Source organism: Caproicibacterium argilliputei, assembly GCF_029211325.2.
Lineage (GTDB): Bacteria > Bacillota > Clostridia > Oscillospirales > Acutalibacteraceae > Caproicibacterium > Caproicibacterium argilliputei.
Genome location: NZ_CP135996.1, coordinates 489738 through 505969, shown reverse-complemented (window position 1 = coordinate 505969; position 16232 = coordinate 489738). Strand labels below are relative to the sequence as shown.

At 54.0% G+C, this 16232-nt stretch carries 15 protein-coding genes and 1 pseudogene; 4 read left to right on the top strand and 12 right to left on the bottom strand.

The annotated features are described in order from the left end of the window. The first annotated feature begins 115 nt into the window (after positions 1 to 115). On the top strand, positions 116 to 976 hold the full coding sequence (locus PXC00_RS02380; protein ID WP_275845744.1) for an AraC family transcriptional regulator: 861 nt from the start codon (positions 116 to 118) through the stop codon (positions 974 to 976). A gap of 83 nt (positions 977 to 1059) precedes the next feature. Here the strand turns inward: PXC00_RS02380 and PXC00_RS02375 are convergent, their stop codons facing one another. From PXC00_RS02375 to PXC00_RS14105, 5 genes and pseudogenes are all read right to left on the bottom strand, one after another. Then, positions 1060 to 1806, bottom strand: coding sequence for an SDR family NAD(P)-dependent oxidoreductase (locus PXC00_RS02375; protein ID WP_275845745.1), 747 nt, complete (start codon positions 1804 to 1806; stop codon positions 1060 to 1062). Between the two features lie 2 nt (positions 1807 to 1808). Beyond that, positions 1809 to 2660, bottom strand: a complete 852-nt coding sequence (locus PXC00_RS02370; RefSeq protein ID WP_316935054.1) for a hypothetical protein — start codon at positions 2658 to 2660, stop codon at positions 1809 to 1811. Next, on the bottom strand, positions 2600 to 3190 hold the full coding sequence (locus PXC00_RS02365; RefSeq protein WP_275845747.1) for an NAD-dependent epimerase/dehydratase family protein: 591 nt from the start codon (positions 3188 to 3190) through the stop codon (positions 2600 to 2602). Before PXC00_RS02365 ends, PXC00_RS02370 begins: the two co-directional genes overlap by 61 nt. Beyond that, on the bottom strand, positions 3190 to 3735 hold the full coding sequence (locus tag PXC00_RS14110) for an FAD-dependent oxidoreductase (protein WP_407654324.1): 546 nt from the start codon (positions 3733 to 3735) through the stop codon (positions 3190 to 3192). Before PXC00_RS14110 ends, PXC00_RS02365 begins: the two co-directional genes overlap by 1 nt. Positions 3736 to 4014: 279 nt before the next feature. Beyond that, positions 4015 to 4907: pseudogene (locus PXC00_RS14105) on the bottom strand (NADH:flavin oxidoreductase); the annotation flags it as partial. Between the two features lie 257 nt (positions 4908 to 5164). On the opposite strand from PXC00_RS14105, the gene PXC00_RS02355 reads away from it, so the two are divergent. Next, positions 5165 to 5674: a MerR family transcriptional regulator gene (locus PXC00_RS02355; protein WP_275845748.1), complete on the top strand. Its 510-nt coding sequence runs from the start codon at positions 5165 to 5167 to the stop codon at positions 5672 to 5674. A 10-nt stretch (positions 5675 to 5684) separates the two neighbouring features. Next, on the top strand, positions 5685 to 6260 hold the full coding sequence (locus tag PXC00_RS02350; protein WP_316935053.1) for a hypothetical protein: 576 nt from the start codon (positions 5685 to 5687) through the stop codon (positions 6258 to 6260). On the opposite strand, the gene PXC00_RS02345 is transcribed toward PXC00_RS02350, so the two are convergent. Further along, positions 6251 to 7474, bottom strand: a complete 1224-nt coding sequence (locus tag PXC00_RS02345) for a helix-turn-helix domain-containing protein (protein ID WP_316935052.1) — start codon at positions 7472 to 7474, stop codon at positions 6251 to 6253. The two genes, PXC00_RS02350 and PXC00_RS02345, sit on opposite strands and share 10 nt — an antisense overlap. An 81-nt stretch (positions 7475 to 7555) precedes the next feature. Between PXC00_RS02345 and PXC00_RS02340 the strand changes: the two genes are divergently transcribed. Beyond that, positions 7556 to 8602 (top strand): MFS transporter, encoded by a 1047-nt coding sequence (locus tag PXC00_RS02340; protein ID WP_275845752.1) that lies wholly within the window; start codon positions 7556 to 7558, stop codon positions 8600 to 8602. Positions 8603 to 8680: 78 nt separating this feature from the next. Here the strand turns inward: PXC00_RS02340 and PXC00_RS02335 are convergent, their stop codons facing one another. The 6 genes from PXC00_RS02335 to PXC00_RS02310 all read right to left on the bottom strand — a co-directional run bounded on the left by PXC00_RS02335 (position 8681) and on the right by PXC00_RS02310 (position 15971). Next, entirely contained in the window at positions 8681 to 9706 is a 1026-nt protein-coding gene (locus tag PXC00_RS02335; protein WP_275845753.1) for a sugar kinase, read from the bottom strand. 229 nt (positions 9707 to 9935) lie between these two features. After that, positions 9936 to 10952: a LacI family DNA-binding transcriptional regulator gene (locus tag PXC00_RS02330; RefSeq protein ID WP_275845754.1), complete on the bottom strand. Its 1017-nt coding sequence runs from the start codon at positions 10950 to 10952 to the stop codon at positions 9936 to 9938. 204 nt (positions 10953 to 11156) lie between these two features. Then, positions 11157 to 12173 (bottom strand): glycoside hydrolase family 130 protein, encoded by a 1017-nt coding sequence (locus PXC00_RS02325; protein ID WP_275845755.1) that lies wholly within the window; start codon positions 12171 to 12173, stop codon positions 11157 to 11159. 27 nt (positions 12174 to 12200) lie between these two features. Next, positions 12201 to 13115, bottom strand: coding sequence for a carbohydrate ABC transporter permease (locus PXC00_RS02320; protein ID WP_275845756.1), 915 nt, complete (start codon positions 13113 to 13115; stop codon positions 12201 to 12203). A gap of 23 nt (positions 13116 to 13138) precedes the next feature. Further along, positions 13139 to 14137: an ABC transporter permease gene (locus tag PXC00_RS02315; protein WP_275845757.1), complete on the bottom strand. Its 999-nt coding sequence runs from the start codon at positions 14135 to 14137 to the stop codon at positions 13139 to 13141. Positions 14138 to 14312: 175 nt separating this feature from the next. Beyond that, positions 14313 to 15971, bottom strand: coding sequence for a type 2 periplasmic-binding domain-containing protein (locus tag PXC00_RS02310; protein WP_275845758.1), 1659 nt, complete (start codon positions 15969 to 15971; stop codon positions 14313 to 14315). Positions 15972 to 16232: the final 261 nt, after the last annotated feature.

Sequence of the window (16232 nt, the reverse complement as noted above, 5' to 3'; positions counted from 1 at the left end):
TAAAAACGAATGAATTTTTTTGCTTTTTTGAGTATAACACAGGGCTTTTCGCCCATCCATCCGTATAATTCTTCTGTTCTTTTGCAAAATTCTATTTTTTCGGGAGGAACCCAAAATGCTCTCCTGCAATCTGGACTTTGAGCCGCGCAGCGTCTGGCTGCGCACCACGCCGGGCGCCGCCGCACTGGCGCAGCCCTACCGCTGCACAGAAGCCGGGCTTTTTTACGGCAACGCGCATTTTTCCACTGCACGTTCGGAAAAAAACAGTTTTCTGCTGTTTTTCACGCTGCGCGGTGCGGGGCTGATTGAGCAGGGCGACACCACCGTGCTGCTGCCGCCCGGACAGGCGCTGCTGCTTAACTGCCGACAGCCGCAAAGCTACTGCACCGCGCCGGAGGCAAGCTGCTGGCACCATTACTGGGCGCACATCGACGGCAGCGGTGTGCAGGCGATAGAGCCGGTTTTAAATCCACTGCACATCACCGCAGTGCCGCTTTCCGCGCTGACTGCGCGCGAGCCGTTTGAGCAGCTGCTTGCCTGCATTCCCACAGAAACCATGCCCTCCATCCTGCGGCAGGGGCTGGCGATTCACACCCTGCTTTCCGCCATGGCGGTGCAAACACTGGAAAATGACACGGCCGCCTCCAACCGTGCGCTGGTGCAGCGCGCGGCGGAGCACATTCGCACCTACTATGATGAACCGCTGGCACTGGACGACTTGGTTTCCGCCGCGCACATCAGCAAATCCTATTTTCTGCGTTTGTTCCGCCAGTACATTGGCACCACCCCGTACAATTTCCTGCTGCGCTGCCGGATTACACGCGCCAAGGAACTTCTGGTTACAACTGACCTGCCGGTCGGGGAGATTGCCCGCCGCACCGGCTTCGTAAATGAAGCGAACTTTTCCACACGTTTTTCCGCAATGGCCGCGCAAAGCCCCCTGCAGTACCGCAAGGCCGCGCGCCGTGCCCCCTGAACGCAAAAAGCCGCCGCAGAGCCTTTTCTCCGCAGCGGCCGAAAAGCCGGAGTCTGACGAAACCGTCAGTTCCTTTTCAATTTTCAGGTTCTTGCCATGCCGTCTACGTGCAGGACGGTGCCTGTCACATAGCTGGCCTTTTCGCTCGCAAGGAATACAAATGCATTCGCAATGTCTTCCGGTGTGCCGATCCGGCGCAGCGGAATGGTGGCAATCAGGGTCTGCATATACTCCGCAGGCACCGCGCGCATCATGTCCGTGTCGGTAATGCCGGGTGCAACCGCGTTGACACGAATACCGCAGGGGCCAAGCTCCCGCGCCAGAGAAAGCGTCAGACCGTTGACCGCGAACTTGCTGGCCGGATAAGCAATGCCGCCCGGCTGCCCGCAGACCGAAACCATGGAGCTGGTGTTCAGAATAACCCCCTTGCCGGCTGCCTGCATCATGGGCACCACGGCGCGCACGCAGTACATCACGCCCTTTACGTTTAAATCCAGAACGTTATCAATCTGCTCTGCGGTGTACTTTGCAGTCGGTGTTGAATCCGAAACGCCTGCGTTATTGACCAGAATGTCGATGGTGCCGTATTTCTTCTGCACTTCCGCAAACGCAGCCTCCACGCTTGCAAGGTCGGTCAGGTTCGGTGCGATGCCCTCCACTTTTGCGGCGGGATTTTCCGCTTTGAGCTTTGCCACCGCACGGTCTGCGCTTTCCTGCCGGGAACCGCACAGTACCACGGTGGCGCCTTCTGCCAGAAAGGCTCGTACGGTTGCAAGACCGATGCCGCGTGTGCCGCCGGTAACAACTGCCAGTTTGTTGTCCAGTAACATGATTATTTCTCCTTTAATTCCTCTTCGATTTTCTTTGTAATGTCATATGCGCTGTACTGCATCGGAATGCAGTAATCATCGTCCGCGTCATGCTGCGGATTCCAAACCTGCGCATAGAACGGATTGACCTTTGCCATGGCTGCGTAGTTCCACTCATGCGCCAAGCACTCCGGGCACCAGTGGCCGCCGTTGAGCACCGCGTTGACGCTGGAATGGAAAGTATGCCCGTCGGCGCACTTCCATGCGATTGGCTTGTAGATATCGCCGTGGTTGTCCTCCAGGCATTCGCCGCCGCGGAACGCCGCCGCTTTGTCCAAATCTGCCTTGGTAAGCTGTTCCAGCGGCTTGCTTTCATCGTAGCCGTGGTCCAAATACGTCGGGTGCTGATCATCCGGATGGTACAGCTTGAAGCCCTCTTCAAAACTCGGGATAGCTGCCTGCTTCTCGCGACTGCCGAAGAACGCGTGAATCCAGTCCTCCTGGTTTGTGTCGAACATCCAGCTGAAGCCCATCGGCTTTTTGGCAACCTGCGCGTTCCCCTGCTTCATCTGCTCTGCCGTGGGCATCATAGCGCGGATCATCGGGTTTGCCATCATCGCCTCCACCTCTGCATTCACGTTGGCCCAGTACTGGTCGAAATCGACGCAGCGGAAATGCAGAATGTCGTCCAGTGCCTGCGAATCGGTGTAGTAGTGCCCGTGGAAGTTGAAGCGTGACATTTGGCGCGGGTCAAACACATCCTCAAACTTCATGCCGAGCGGCTCCATGGATTTGTTGGAAAACTCCCAGCAGGTCAGGCGCCACTTCGGGCCGCTGGAAAGGTTGTAGCCCTTGCACCAGAAGCTTTCGGGCACCCAGTCCTCGACACATTTGCCATGCAGATGCCGGACTCCACCGCGGTGCTCCACTCCAGCACATTGTTCACCGGCTGATGGAAGATGATTGGCTCCTGTCCGGCGCTCTGGGCCGGCGGGTGCTGCCCGGTCTGCCGAATAGAAACCCAGTGCTTCAGACCGGAATCATAAACCGCGCGCTCGCTGAACACCTTGGAAAGCGCGTAGTAATCGAAAATAGAGGGATTCATCGGGTCACCCACACGGCCCCAATGCACCGGTGGCATTCGGCTGCCGGTCATGGCAACCGTACCGATGTAGCACAGGTGTACCTTGTCCGGGTCGGGCTGCGCCTTGATGGCCTTGATGATGGCCAGCGTAGAGCCAATGTTGGTGTACAGCGTTTTCTCCGGGTCTTTGTCCGCCGCCGGAGAAACCATGGCGCCGATGTGCAGCACGTAATCTGCACCAGTCACACCGCGCAGGATATCCTCATAGCTGGTCAGGTCGCCCCAGATGACCTGCAGGGCAGGGTGATTGTACTTTTTCATCAGCGCGCGGTTTTCTGGCTCGGCCGCACCAGCGCCCGCACACGGAAGCGCGAGGAGCGCGCCAGCAGCTGCTTCAGGGTTTCCTGCCCCATTGTGCCGGAAGCACCGGTCAGGAACACCACTTTTTTCGGCTTGCAGGCGTCGCGGTAAACCTCCGGCTTGTCAAAGGTCAGCGCCGCGTCAAACGCCTCGCGGGTTGCGTTCAGTGCTCTGCGCGCTTTCGCCGCGTCGCCGATGGCGAAATACGCAACGCCATTGTCATAGCATGCCTGCTCCAGCGCACTGCTGTCCAGAGAGCGCACCCCGATTGCCAGCACTGCGTAATCACAGGGGAATTCCACGGCTTTGCCGTCTTTCTCGCCCACAACCCTGCCCGGCTCAATCGCAGTCACTTTCACTTCCGTGACCGGGTTGATACCGTCTTTGAAAATATTTTCCGTTACGAAGATTTTACGCGGCGCGCCCAAATCCGCGCAGAATTCCTTCATCATTTCCAAGTCGGTCACTTTGCAGCCGCGCTCGCTCAGGTACTCTGCCACTTCCATGCCGACCATGCCGCCGCCGATGACGACCACATTGCCGGAAAGCTTGGCGCCGCCGCCCGCAATGAGCACCGTGCGCGGCGTTTCGGTCGGTTTCAGCTCGCACTCCGCCTCCCTGCCGACCGCAGGGTTGCGCAGGCAGGTGATGAACGGGGTATTTTCGTCGGCAAAGCCGTCGTAGCAGCCCTGGTTGCAGCCCACGCAGTAGTCGATATCCTCTGTTTTTCCTGCCTTGCACTTGTTGCAAAATTCCGGATCCGCGATTTGTGCCCGGCCCATCACGACCAGGTCTACCTTGTCTTCATCCAGAATCTGCTCGGCAAGATTCGGCTCGTTAATGCGTCCAACGCCGATGGTTGGCACGCCGGTTTCCTTGCGGATACGGGCGGCGTTGTCCACATTAAAGCCCTTCGGCAGATCCACCGGCGGCACCTCGTACTTCAGACCGGCGGTCAGGATATTGCCGCGGGAAACATCCAGCACATCCACACCATTTTCATGCGCAAGCTTGCAGAACGCAATGACATCCTCAATGGTCAGGCCATTTTCCAGATAATCGTCCTGTGCGTCAATGCGCATAAACAGCGGCATGGTGTCCGGCAGGTTGGCACGGATTTCGCGGATACACTCCAGTGGGAAGCGTGCGCGGTTTTCAAAGCTGCCGCCGTACTCGTCCGTGCGGTGGTTGATGCCGCCGGAAAGGAAAGAATGCGGCAGGTAGTTATGTGCGCAGCCTTGCCGTAGCAAATCACGACTTCCGCAATCTGCTCTTTCGTGATGCCGGGCAGCGTGATTTCCGGGCTGACCGGCATATCGCTCGCCACCAGAACCATGGCGGCTTTGTCCATGCCGACTGCCAGGCTGCCCTGCCAAAGCTGGATGCCCGCTTTGCCGCCCGCCGCGTGGATGGCGTCGGTCAACCGGCGCAGGCCGGGAATGTAGGAATCCTCACTGATAGAGAGAAAGTGCCGCGGCGCGCTGGGGGTGTGCACACTGGCCACCTCTACAAGGTTCAGTCCGCTTCCCCCTTTTGCACGGGCAACTTGATACTGAATCAGCCGGTCGGTCACTTCACGTCCGTTGCCGGAAAGCTTCGTCCCCATGGCGGGCAGGACAATGCGGTTTTTCAGCTGCAAACCACGAATCTGAAACGGCGAAAATAATTTTTCGTACATAATTCTGCTTCCTTTCTTTCGTGTGTTGGTCTTTCTTGAAAGACAGACTGCTGTCTTTTGTTAAAATCGTAACATATTGCCCGCTGCAACAGTCAAGTCTGCATTTTTGACGAAAGGGGGGGGGACTTGTTTTTCAGTAAAATTCCATATATAGTATATCTATCAGCGCTATTTCAGCATGATTTTATGAAAGATTCCCTGAAATCCGAGCAAAATGCATTCCCCTGGGGAACACTTCTTTTAAGGAGGCCGCAGCTTTGCGTATTCATGAAGTGGTTAAAAAAACCGGACTGACAAAAAAAGCAATCTATTATTATATCCAAGCAGGCATCCTTGCACCTGCATCTGAAAGCAAAAACGGCTATCTGGACTTTTCTGCAGAGGATTTGCAGAAACTGCTGGCAGTACGCAAATTGCGCCAGCTGGATCTTTCTGTGGAGGATATCCGCAGTATGCTGACTTACCCACACACCGCCAATTACTACCTGATTCGCAGGCTGAAAGCCCTTTCTGAGCAGGAAGCAGATCTGCAGCAGCGCCGGTACTGTTTGGAAAGCATCCTGGACAGTCTGGACATGGAGTCTGCCCTAAGCGACCTGCTCGGTCAAATTAACGCCGCTTCCCTCTCTGCGCCGAACCCCGCAGATAAACCTATCGATATGACGGACGCCAGACTGGTGGTTACCTACTTCTGGGGGACATTCATGCGCGGTTTGGAAATGACAGAATACCGCCGCTTCCCTCTCTGCGCCGAACCCCGCAGATAAACCTATCGATATGGCGGACGCCAGACTGGTGGTTACCTACTTCTGGGGGACATTCATGCGCGGTTTGGAAATGACAGAATACCGCCGCTTCCTGCTGCACCGCCTGATGAAGCAGATGGTCACCCACCAGAACCGCGAGCTGCTCTCGCTGCGCAACTTCCTGTACACCCTTTCCCCAAAGGAAACGCAGATGCTGTTCAGCCAACGCGATGAGCTGATTGAAGAAGTGGCTGCTCTAAAGGAAAGCGAATACCCGGCTTTTATAGAAAAGATGATTGCCTCCATCCGCCGCAACCTGCAGAATTCAAACTTTGTCCGCGACTGGAAGGCCAATTATCAGACGTTTCTGCATCCCTCCGCCTGCTTTTACGGCAGCTCCGTGCGGCAGATTCTGCAGGAATTTGCCCCGCGCTTTTCCAACTACCAGAAAAACATCAACAACTGCTGTGAGGGAGTGCGCGCGTACCTGTTTCAGACAGACGGCATCGCGCTGCGCACCGAACTGCTGCAGAAACTCGGCGGAAACATCGACCTGACTGGCAACCACAGCGGCGAGCTGGCAGCGTTTGTTTCCTTTTACCGGTAATGTTCCTGCTGGCCGTCCAAAAACTCCTGCACGCGATACTGTGCCCGGTACTGCCGCAGCGTTATGCCGGTTCGTTTTTTAAACTGTGTACCCAAATGACTTTGCGAGGAAAAGCCAAGGTAAGCGGCAATTTCACTGAACGAATATGGAGAATACATGAGCAGATTTTTTGCCAAGTCCACCTTTTTGTCCAAGATGAAGTCGCGCATCGGCACTCCTTCGCAGGATTTAAACAGCGCTGATAAGGAGTTAGGGTGCATTTGCAGCTTTTCGGCAATTTGCGCAATACTGATTTTTTCATGCAGATGCGTGTAAATATAAGCCTTGCATTGTTCCACGCGCGGATCGGAAGTTTTCCGGTGCGCGTGATTTTTTTTGCGCTCTTTCACCGCGTGCACCATGCAGGTGTATTGATACTCCGCCTGTCTGCCCACCTGTGTCACAAGGTCAGGGCTTTGCAGCTCTTCAATCTTCCGAATGTAGCTGTCACTCAGAGAAAACGCATCCTCCGGCAATATCCCGCCTTCAATAGCCGCGCGGCTTGCAAGCGTCACCAGTACAATCGCCAGATTCTTAAAGCTGCGCAGGCGGTTCTTCGCCAGCACGCCGAGATTACCGACGTAATCTTCCGCCCAGCTTTTTTTCAGCCGCTGCATATCGCCGCTGCGCACGCTGGACATTTCCCGCACCTCCTGGTCGTAAGGGTTGTGCTTCGTACCCGTCTCCTGCTGTTCAAAGACCAGTTCAGAAAATTCCTTCTGCACCTCCCGCATCGTGTCGCCGCCGTAATTAACCGCCAAAATTTCCCGCGAGGAAATCGTCTGCGTATGGAACAAATTATACAGCAGCAGCACTTCGCAAAACAGTGCGTTGCACGAGCAGCGGTACACCTGCTCCAGCCACGCCGACGGACTTTCCGGCACAGACAGCGCAAAAAGGCTTTCCTGCCCATCACTGAGCTGAAGCGGGCCAATCAGCAGGCAGCTGCTGCCCGCATCCACTGCCGCGTAAGTAACGGCCGCGCCAGTGCTGTAAATCAGCGGAACCCCGCCGACGGCACGCAGCGCAGCTTTACGACCGGCAGGCTCATGCAGCCTGTCCTGAAAACCGACCCGCTCGCAGATACACCGCGCACGCTCTCCCCGGCTGCCATACTGCCGCACAATGGTGTGCAGCTGCTGCGAAACGCGCCGCAGCAAATATTCTATATTCACAAAAAAGCGTTCCGTTCGCAAGAATTTACAGCTCATTATAACATATTTTCGTGAAAACATGAAAAAAATATTTAAGGCAACATGGTTTCTTCCATTTTCTACACCGGCATCAACGTGCCGTACGCCTCCCTCAACGGGCTGATGACCACCAACCAGTATGAACGCGGTCTGCTGGGCAACTTCCGGATGCTGCTGGCTACCGCCGGTACCATGACCGTAAACACCGTTGTTCTGAAAATGGTCACCGGCCTCGGCAACGGCAATCAGTACGACCCCGCCGGCTGGACGAAGACCTATGTGATTCTGTCACTGATTACCATCGGTCTCAACTTCTTTACCTTTTTCTTCTGCAAAGAACGCGTGGTTGAAAACACCACACAGGACGGCTCCGCACAGAAGATTTCCTTCGGCAAATCTGTTAAAGGGCTTTTCAAAAACAAATACTGGGTGCTCATGGTCATTGTTCTGTTCTCCATGTATTTCATGATGTCGTGCTTCTTCGGCTCCGCCGCTTACTTTGCACAGTACAACATGAACGATATGAACACCTACGCTCCCATCTCCAATGCACTGTCGCTCGCGCAGATCATCACCATGTTCGTCACGCCGTTCCTGATGAAAAAAGTCAGCAAACGCTACACCATGCTGTTCGGCATGGTGGTTTCGGTGGTTGGCTTTGTGGGCACCGCGATGGTCGGCAGCAGTCTGACCGCGCAGGTGGTCTGCTCCGTGATTAAGGGTATCGGTTTTGGCTGCGGCGCGGCAACCATGTTCGGTTTGCTGCAGGATGCCATTACATACGGACAGTGGCTCAACGGCTTCGGTACCACCGGCATGGGCAACGCCGCTTCTTCGTTCTGCACCAAGGTTGGCTCCGGCATCGGCACCGCCGCACTGGGCTGGATTTTAAGCGCGGGTGGCTTTGAAGCATCCGCCAAAGTGCAGTCCGCGCAGGCGCTGTCTGCCATCAATGTTGCATTTACCGTGGTTCCGGTGATTTTGGTCATCGTGGTTGTAGTTTGCATGATTTTCTTCGACTTAGACAAATTCTACGCCAAAATCATCGATGACCTGGAAAATGGCAGACACAAAGGAGACTCTTCCGCAGCACAAACACTGAAAAACTGATTGCAGCCATTCTTTGGACACAGCAAAAAACGGAGTATCCGGAAAATTACCGAATACTCCGTTTTTTGCTGCTCATTTTCAGCGGCTGAGCCTTGCACCTGCACCTTTCTGCATGACGGCCGCCACTTCCTGCTCTTTTACCAGATTGAGGTCGCCGCCAATCATCAGCTTCAGTACGCTGGCACTCAAGGCAAAATCGATAACCTCCTGCGGCTGCTTCCGGTGCAGAAGTCCGTGCACCAGACCGGCGCCGAATGCATCCCCGGCACCGACACCCTCCATCACATGGATTTTACGCACAGCCGTTTCCGTAAACTGCCCGTCCTGCAGCAGAATGCCCATCCACTCGCTTTCGTCCACAGAATGAATATTGCGCAGCACGCTTGCCACCGTCTTGCAGGCAGGGTAACGCTTGGTAATCTCTTGCATGGAGCTGCGGAATTGCGCAATCTGCTCAATGCCGCGGCTCATATCGCCGTCAAACGCAGCAATGCCCAAACTCGCCTCAAAATCCTCGTCGTTGGCAATACAGACGGTCACGTACTGCATGAGCCGATTCATGACCGGCTGCGCCTGCTGCGGTGCCCACATTTTTCCGCGATAGTTCAGGTCACAAACAACGGGAATATTGTTTTCCCGGCAGCAGCGCAGGGCGTCCTCCAGCGCCGCTGCCAGCTCCGGTGATACCGCCGCGGTGATTCCCGAAAAATAGAAGCAGCCCACATTCTGCAGCAACCGGGGCCAGTCAAACTCGGCACGCCTTGCCGTGGCAAAGGAACTGCCCGCGCGGTCATAAACGACATTGGTCGGGCGAATATCCGTACCCTTTTCAAAAAAGTAAATGCCGAGGCGCGGCCCGCCGCGCAGCACACGCGAGGTATCCACGCCGTAACGGCGCAGGGTGTTGCGCGCCGCGTCGCCCAGCGGGTTCTGCGGCAGCTTCGTCACACAGCCGACCGCATCCCCAAACTGTGCCAGTGAAACCGCCACATTCATTTCCGCGCCGCCAAAGGTGGCTTCAAAGCTGTTCGCCTGCAAAATGCGGCTGTAACCCGGCGTTTTCAGCCGCATCAGCATTTCTCCAAATGTCAAAACCTGTTTCATCCCTGTTCCTCCCAATCCAAATGGCATCTGCGCCCACCGCTCAACCGCCGCGCACGCTTTTCAAAACATCTTCCGGCAGCTGTTTGGTTCTGCCGGATACCTTTCCTAGTATAAACTCCTTTTTCGCCCCCGTCCAGCCCTTTTCGCACACTTTCCGCAAAGCAAAACCGCACCCGCTGCCTTTTGTTGCAGCAGCAGGTGCGGTTTTGCTTTGCATAAAATCTGGCGGCTAAGCGCAGCCACCGGACGTTTCCGGCAGCGCCCGCACAGAGTCCCGTGCGACCAGTGTTCCTTTCAGCAAAATCCGGTTTTTCGGCTTTTTGCTGCCGATGTCCTTGACAATCGCCTTTGCTGCGAGGAACGCCATCTCCTCCAGATTTACGTGTACGGTGGTAATGGTCGGGACGCTCATCAGCGAGTGGCCGGAGTCGTCAAAGCCTGTAACGGAAACATCCTCCGGCACGCGATAGCCGTGTTCTTTCAGGTTCTGGATAAACAGCATCGCGACTTCGTCACAGTTGCAGACAAACGCCGTCGGCATTTTCTGCGGCAGCTTTGCCACCACATATGTGCCGTTGCTCTCACGGTCGTCCAAAAGCCAACTGCGGTTCAACGGAATGCCGTGCTCCAGCAGCGACTTGCAGTACCCCAGAAAGCGGTCCTGGATGCTGCTGGTGTAGCTTAAGTTGCCAACAAAGCCGATTTTCGTGTGGCCTGCCCGAATCAGCAGGTTGGTCATCTCATACATATTGAAAAAGTTGTCGGTGTTGATGCTGGTCACATCAAAGCCATCGTAATAAAAGTCCAGAAACACCAGCGGAATCTGCAGCGCCGTCAAACCGGCCACATAGCTTCGGGAAAGCTGACCCATGATAATCACGCCGTCCGCCTCGCGGTTTTTCACCTTTTCGGGAATCACCAGATTCTCCTCGCTGAACTGGTCAACAATGCTGAGAACCGCATCAATGCTCATCTTTTCCAGTGCTTCGGACAGGTATTTGTACAGCTTCACATAGAAGCAGTTGTTGCCGCCGAAAAAGTGCTCTGCGGTGAGCACCGCGATTTTTGAAACCCCGTTTGGCGCCGCCTTTTTACTGTAAACATATCCCAGTCGGTCGGCCTCGCTGAGAATTTTCTGACACATGGTTTCGCTGACGTCGTTTTTGCCGCGCAGCACTTTTGACACGGTCACTTTTGACACGCCTACGCTGTCGGCAATGTCCTGCATACTGACCTTTTTTTTCATAGATCCGCTTCTCCTTACAGATTCCGCTCAGGCAGCGCCGGCAAATCTTCCGCAGAAACCAACAATTTGCTTAAAATTTTCCGATTTCCGCCCTAGCCCTTATCGATAACGTCACTTCTTGCGAATTTACGTTACACAATAAGTATAATAGAACCTGCCGGTTTGTCAAGGTCTGCGCCTGCAAAAAAGAAACCGGTGCACCTTTTACCGGTAAAGCACATCGTCCCCCGGCAGCAAGCGCGAATTGGCTTTCAGCCAACCGACCAGCTCTTCCGCCGTTGTATAAGCCACTGAAACAAACGTGTCGGCACAGCCGTAATAAATGGCAATGCGGCCGGTTGCGGCATCCTGCAGCGTTGCGCAGGGAAATACCACATTGGGCACAAATCCGGTGGTTTCATAGGGTTCCTCCGGTGTCAGCAGGTAATCGCGGCTGCGGTACAGCACCTTGCTCGGTTGTTCCAAATCCAGCAGCGCCGCGCCAAAGCTGTACACAAAGCCGTTACAAGTGCCGGAAACCCCGTGGTACAGCAGCAGCCAACCCTCGCTGGTTTCAATCGGCACCGCGCCCGCGCCGATTTTTACATTCTGCCACCAACCGCCGCCTTTGGTCATGACCCGGCGGTGACGGCCCCAGTACACCAGATCCGGGCTTTCACTGAGAAAAATATCCCCAAACGGCGTGTGTCCGCTGTCGCTCGGCCGGCTCAGCAGCAAGTAGTTTCCGTTGACTTTATGCGGAAAGAGTACGCCGTTACGGTTAAACGGAATAAACGGATTTTCCAGACGGACAAATGTGTGAAAATCATCCGTCACGCCCATGCCAAGCGCCGCACCGCCAAAGTCAGTGCACCAGGTAAAGTAATACCGGCCATCCAGTTCCACCAAGCGCGGATCATAGGCATAGTTTGGCTGATACGGCTTGCCCGCCTCATCCACCCAGTGAATTTCCTCATCCTCAATTTCCCAATTGAGGCCGTCCGCACTTCTGCCGAGGTGGATCTGCGGAATTCCATCTTTGTGGTCCGCGCGGAACGCGCCGATGAAAGCCCCCCGGTACGGAACCACCGCGCTGTTAAAAATCCGCGCGGATTTCGGCGTCGGTTCCCAATGCAGAATCGGGTTGCCGCTGTGCCGCCAGATGACGCCCCTACAGGACGCCGGTTTTTCCTGCCACGGGATATTCGGCAGGTCTTTTCCGATAATTTGAACAGATTGCATACGTAATTACCCTCCTAAAAATTCGGTTTATCCTTTCACTCCGCCCAATGTAATGCCCTTTACAAAATATTTCTGCATGAAGGGGTACACACATAGGATGGGGATGATGGAAACGATGGTCATGGTCGCGCGTGTCGACTGCGGGGTCACCACGTTGCGCAGTTTTTCCGGCAGCAGCGCATTGGCAGAGGAGTTCTGCTGCGAAATGGTCATGGAAGACTGCAGCACCTTCTCCAGTTCATACGACAGCGTGCTGAGCGACTGGTTATTGGCGCAGTACAGCATGGTGTCAAACCAGGAGTTCCACTGCCCCACTGCCACAAACAGCAGAATGCAGGCAATCACCGGCATACTCAGCGGAACCACGATTCGGAAAATCACCTTCAGCTCATTGGCGCCGTCAATTTTGGCGGACTCAATCAAACTCGCCGGCAGGCCGGCAATATAGCTTCTGACCACCATGATGTTCCATGCGCTGACAATCGCCGGAAGAATGTAAACCAGAAAATTGTTCATCAGGTGCAGATCCCGAATCAAGAAGTAACTGGGAATCAAGCCGCCGCTGAAGTACATGGAAAAAATGAAAAAGTAGGAATAGAACCTACGGAAGACAAAGTCTTTTTTGGTCAGTGTGTAAGCCACCACCACGCTGCACAGCGCGTTGAGCAGACAGCCGATGAACGCCCGCAGCACAGAAACCAGAGCCGCTGTGTAAATGCTCGGCTGCTTTAAAATGACCGTGTAGTTATTGAGCGTAAAAACCCGCGGCCAAAGGTACAGGTTTCCCTTCACAGAATCCAGCGGGTCGTTGAGCGAATACACCAGCGTGTTTAAAAACGGATACAGCGTCACCACCACCAGAAGCAAAAGCAGGACTGCATTGACGGTGTCGAAAATCAAATCCCCGGTCGTCTTTCTGGAGGTGAACTTTTTCCTTTTCATAGAATCCTTCCTCCTTTCGCCGCTTAAAAGGCGCTTTCGCCGGTCACGACCCGCGAAAGCTTATTAAACGTGGTCACCAGCACCAGAGAAACCACCGAATTAAAAATACCCGCCGCCGTTGCAAACGAGTACCGGCCCATTTCCATGCCGTAATTGTAAACATACAGCTCCAGCGTTTGGGAGTAATCCAATGTCTGCGAATTGGACAGCAGCAGGGTCTGCTCAAACCCCACATTCAAAATGCTGCCGATGCTCAAAATCAGCAGGATCTTAACCGTTGGCAGAATGCCCGGCAGCGTGATGTGAAAAATCTTGCGCAGCCGGCCGGCACCATCCATATCCGCCGCCTCATAAAGCGAGCTGTCAATGCCGGACATGGCTGCTATGTAGATAATAGAGTTCCACCCGACCTCTTTCCACAAGTCAGACCCTGCCATGATACCCCAAAACAGATTGGCAGTTCCCATGAAAGAAATCGGCTTGGAAATCAAATGCAGGTGCAGCAGAACCGTGTTGACCACGCCGCCGTCCGTGGAAAGGCAGCTGTACACAATGCCGGAAACCACTACCCAGGAGACAAAATGCGGCAGGTAGGAAATGGTTTGCACCGTCCGCTTAAACCAGCTGACACGCACTTCGTTGATGAGCACTGCCAGCAGGATGGAGAAAGCATAACCGGTAACCAGCTTTAAGATGCTGATGCCCAGCGTGTTGCGGATACCAATGTAAAACTCGGAGTCCCCGAACAGAGCCTTAAAGTTTGCCAGCCCCACCCACTCCGACTGAAAGATGCCCAGCCCCGGCTTGTAGTTTTGAAACGCCATAATCCAGCCCCAGAGCGGCACATAATTAAAAACAAAGAGCAGAACAACGAACGGCAGTGTCAGCAAAATCAGTTCCTTCTGCTCAAACACCCGCTCGGAAAATCGCTTGTGAGAGCCGCCGCAGGAGGCGGCAAATCCTCCGTTTCCGTTCCGTTTTCTTCCCGACAGCTGAGATGCGGCTGCGCCTGATTTTCCCATCTTCAATCCCTCCAATTACAAATGCAGCACGCAGTGCTGCGCTGTTTTCAAAAAAGGTTTGGATCCTGCCTGGATTTTGTCTGAAAGCCAAGACGAAAACCAAGCAGAACTCAAACCCTGCGTCAAACTTGTTTCTCCGTTTTGCTCAGGAACAGGAAGCGTGCGCAGCGACGCCTTAATTCCAATCCTGAATGCGTTTCTTCGCCTGTTCGGTCAGGTAGGCATCGGAAGCGTCATAGTGGCAGGCGGTCATATCCTTTTTATAAGACTCCCAAACCGACTCAAACTCGCCGCTTTTTGCAAAGATTAGCTTTGGCAGATACCTCTGCGTCAGCTCGCTGGATTTCTGGGAAGCGGTCTTTACGTCTGTCATGGAATCCGGAATGGTAATGTCCCAGCCAAACCCGAATTTGGAGTCCTGTGAGGGCTTAAACATCTCATAAAAAGTTGGGATGTTGTACGCCTTCAGCACTTCTTTTTCATAGGATTTATACTTGGAACTAACATATGTTTCCGTATTCTGCGGCGAAATAGCGTTGCCGTCGCTGAACTTCGTGTCGGCATCCAGATTGGGATGCGGGAAAACCCACCAGTAGCCGACTCCTTGCTTCTGTGCATAGTCCGTGTCGTCCATGCGTGCAAGCTGTTTATCGGTCAGGGTCATCTTGCCGTCTTTCATTTCATAATCCTGCCCCTCAATACCCCAATTGACCAGCTTCATGATGTCCTCGCTGCACATGGCGTCCAAAAACTGAAACGCCGCGACCGGGTCTTTACAGCTTTTGGAAATGCAGACGCCCTGTGAAGCTGTAATGCTGGAAATGCCGTTGTAGGATTCGTTGGTAGAGCCGTCAAACGTCACGTTAATGGCAATCGGCACTTCATCGTACATTTTCTGCTGTTCCAGTGACTGAATTTGCTGGGTAATAGACCATCTCTCGTCATAAAACGCCAGTGCTCTGCCGTTTGCGATGTTGGCGTGCTCCTGATCCTGCGTCTGCGCAAAAATGTTCGAATCCACAATGCCTTTAAGCGCTTCCTCATTCAGCTTTTTCAGGTAGTCGTGCGTGCAGGACGCCAGCGCGAAGTTGTGCGCGGTGCCGTCCGCGTCAAAGTAGGAACCGCCGGTGTTTGGGCGGCCCGCCAGATAATTGCCGACATTGCTGATGAGGTACAGGCCGTCTTTGTCGCCGCGCGCCTCAAAAGGAATCACCTGCTTACCCTGATAGGTGGGGTTCTTCTTCACGAAATTTTCAAGCATGGTAAAGAACTGATCCAGGGTCATGTTACGCGGATAATTATTCGCGGCCAGCACGCGCTTCTGGACATAAAATCCTGCCGTTGCATACAGCGGCGTCACCGGCTTGCGCGAAGGCGACAGTGTGTAGATATGGCCGGTCTTCGGGTCTTTCAGTTTTTTCAAGTCATTGCCGTACCATTTCTTAATGTTTGTGCCGTATTTCTCTATGTAGTCTTCCAGCGGAACCAGTGCGCCCGCGTCGCGGTAAACATCGAATTCGTTTCCACAGTTGAGGAAGTCGTCATAGTCGCTGCTTGCGGTCTGCGTGGTGGCAATGGTTGCCTGGTCGCCGCCGACTTGATAGTCACACTTGAGCTTGACACCGGTCTTTTTGGTGATTTCCTTGCCCACCGTGGTGTTAGAAAGGTCAATTGCGGTGGTTGCCCCCAGCTGGTAAAACGAAAAGGTCTTGATGCCGTTGGCGTCGGTTTTTCCGGATTCCCCGCCGGCATTTCCCTGACAGCCGGTTGCCATGGTGGTAACGGCTGCCAGAATCAAAGCAATGGAAACAGACTGTTTGACTGGCTTTTTCAAAAAAAGCGCCTCCTCCGTTTAATAACGTTATAATTACGTCATTATTTTACGAGGTAAAGTATAAGTCTTATGCGCTATATTGTCAATACTTTTCTATAAAATTAAATATTTTTGTGATAAATTTTAATATAGTCCGGTACAAAGCAAAATCGCGCCTGTTTTCTCGCCCCAGACGTATGAAGTGCCATACGATGCTTTTCACGTCACATATAAATAAGTAACGTAATTATTAAGTCATAAATCATAGAACTTAGGCGATTC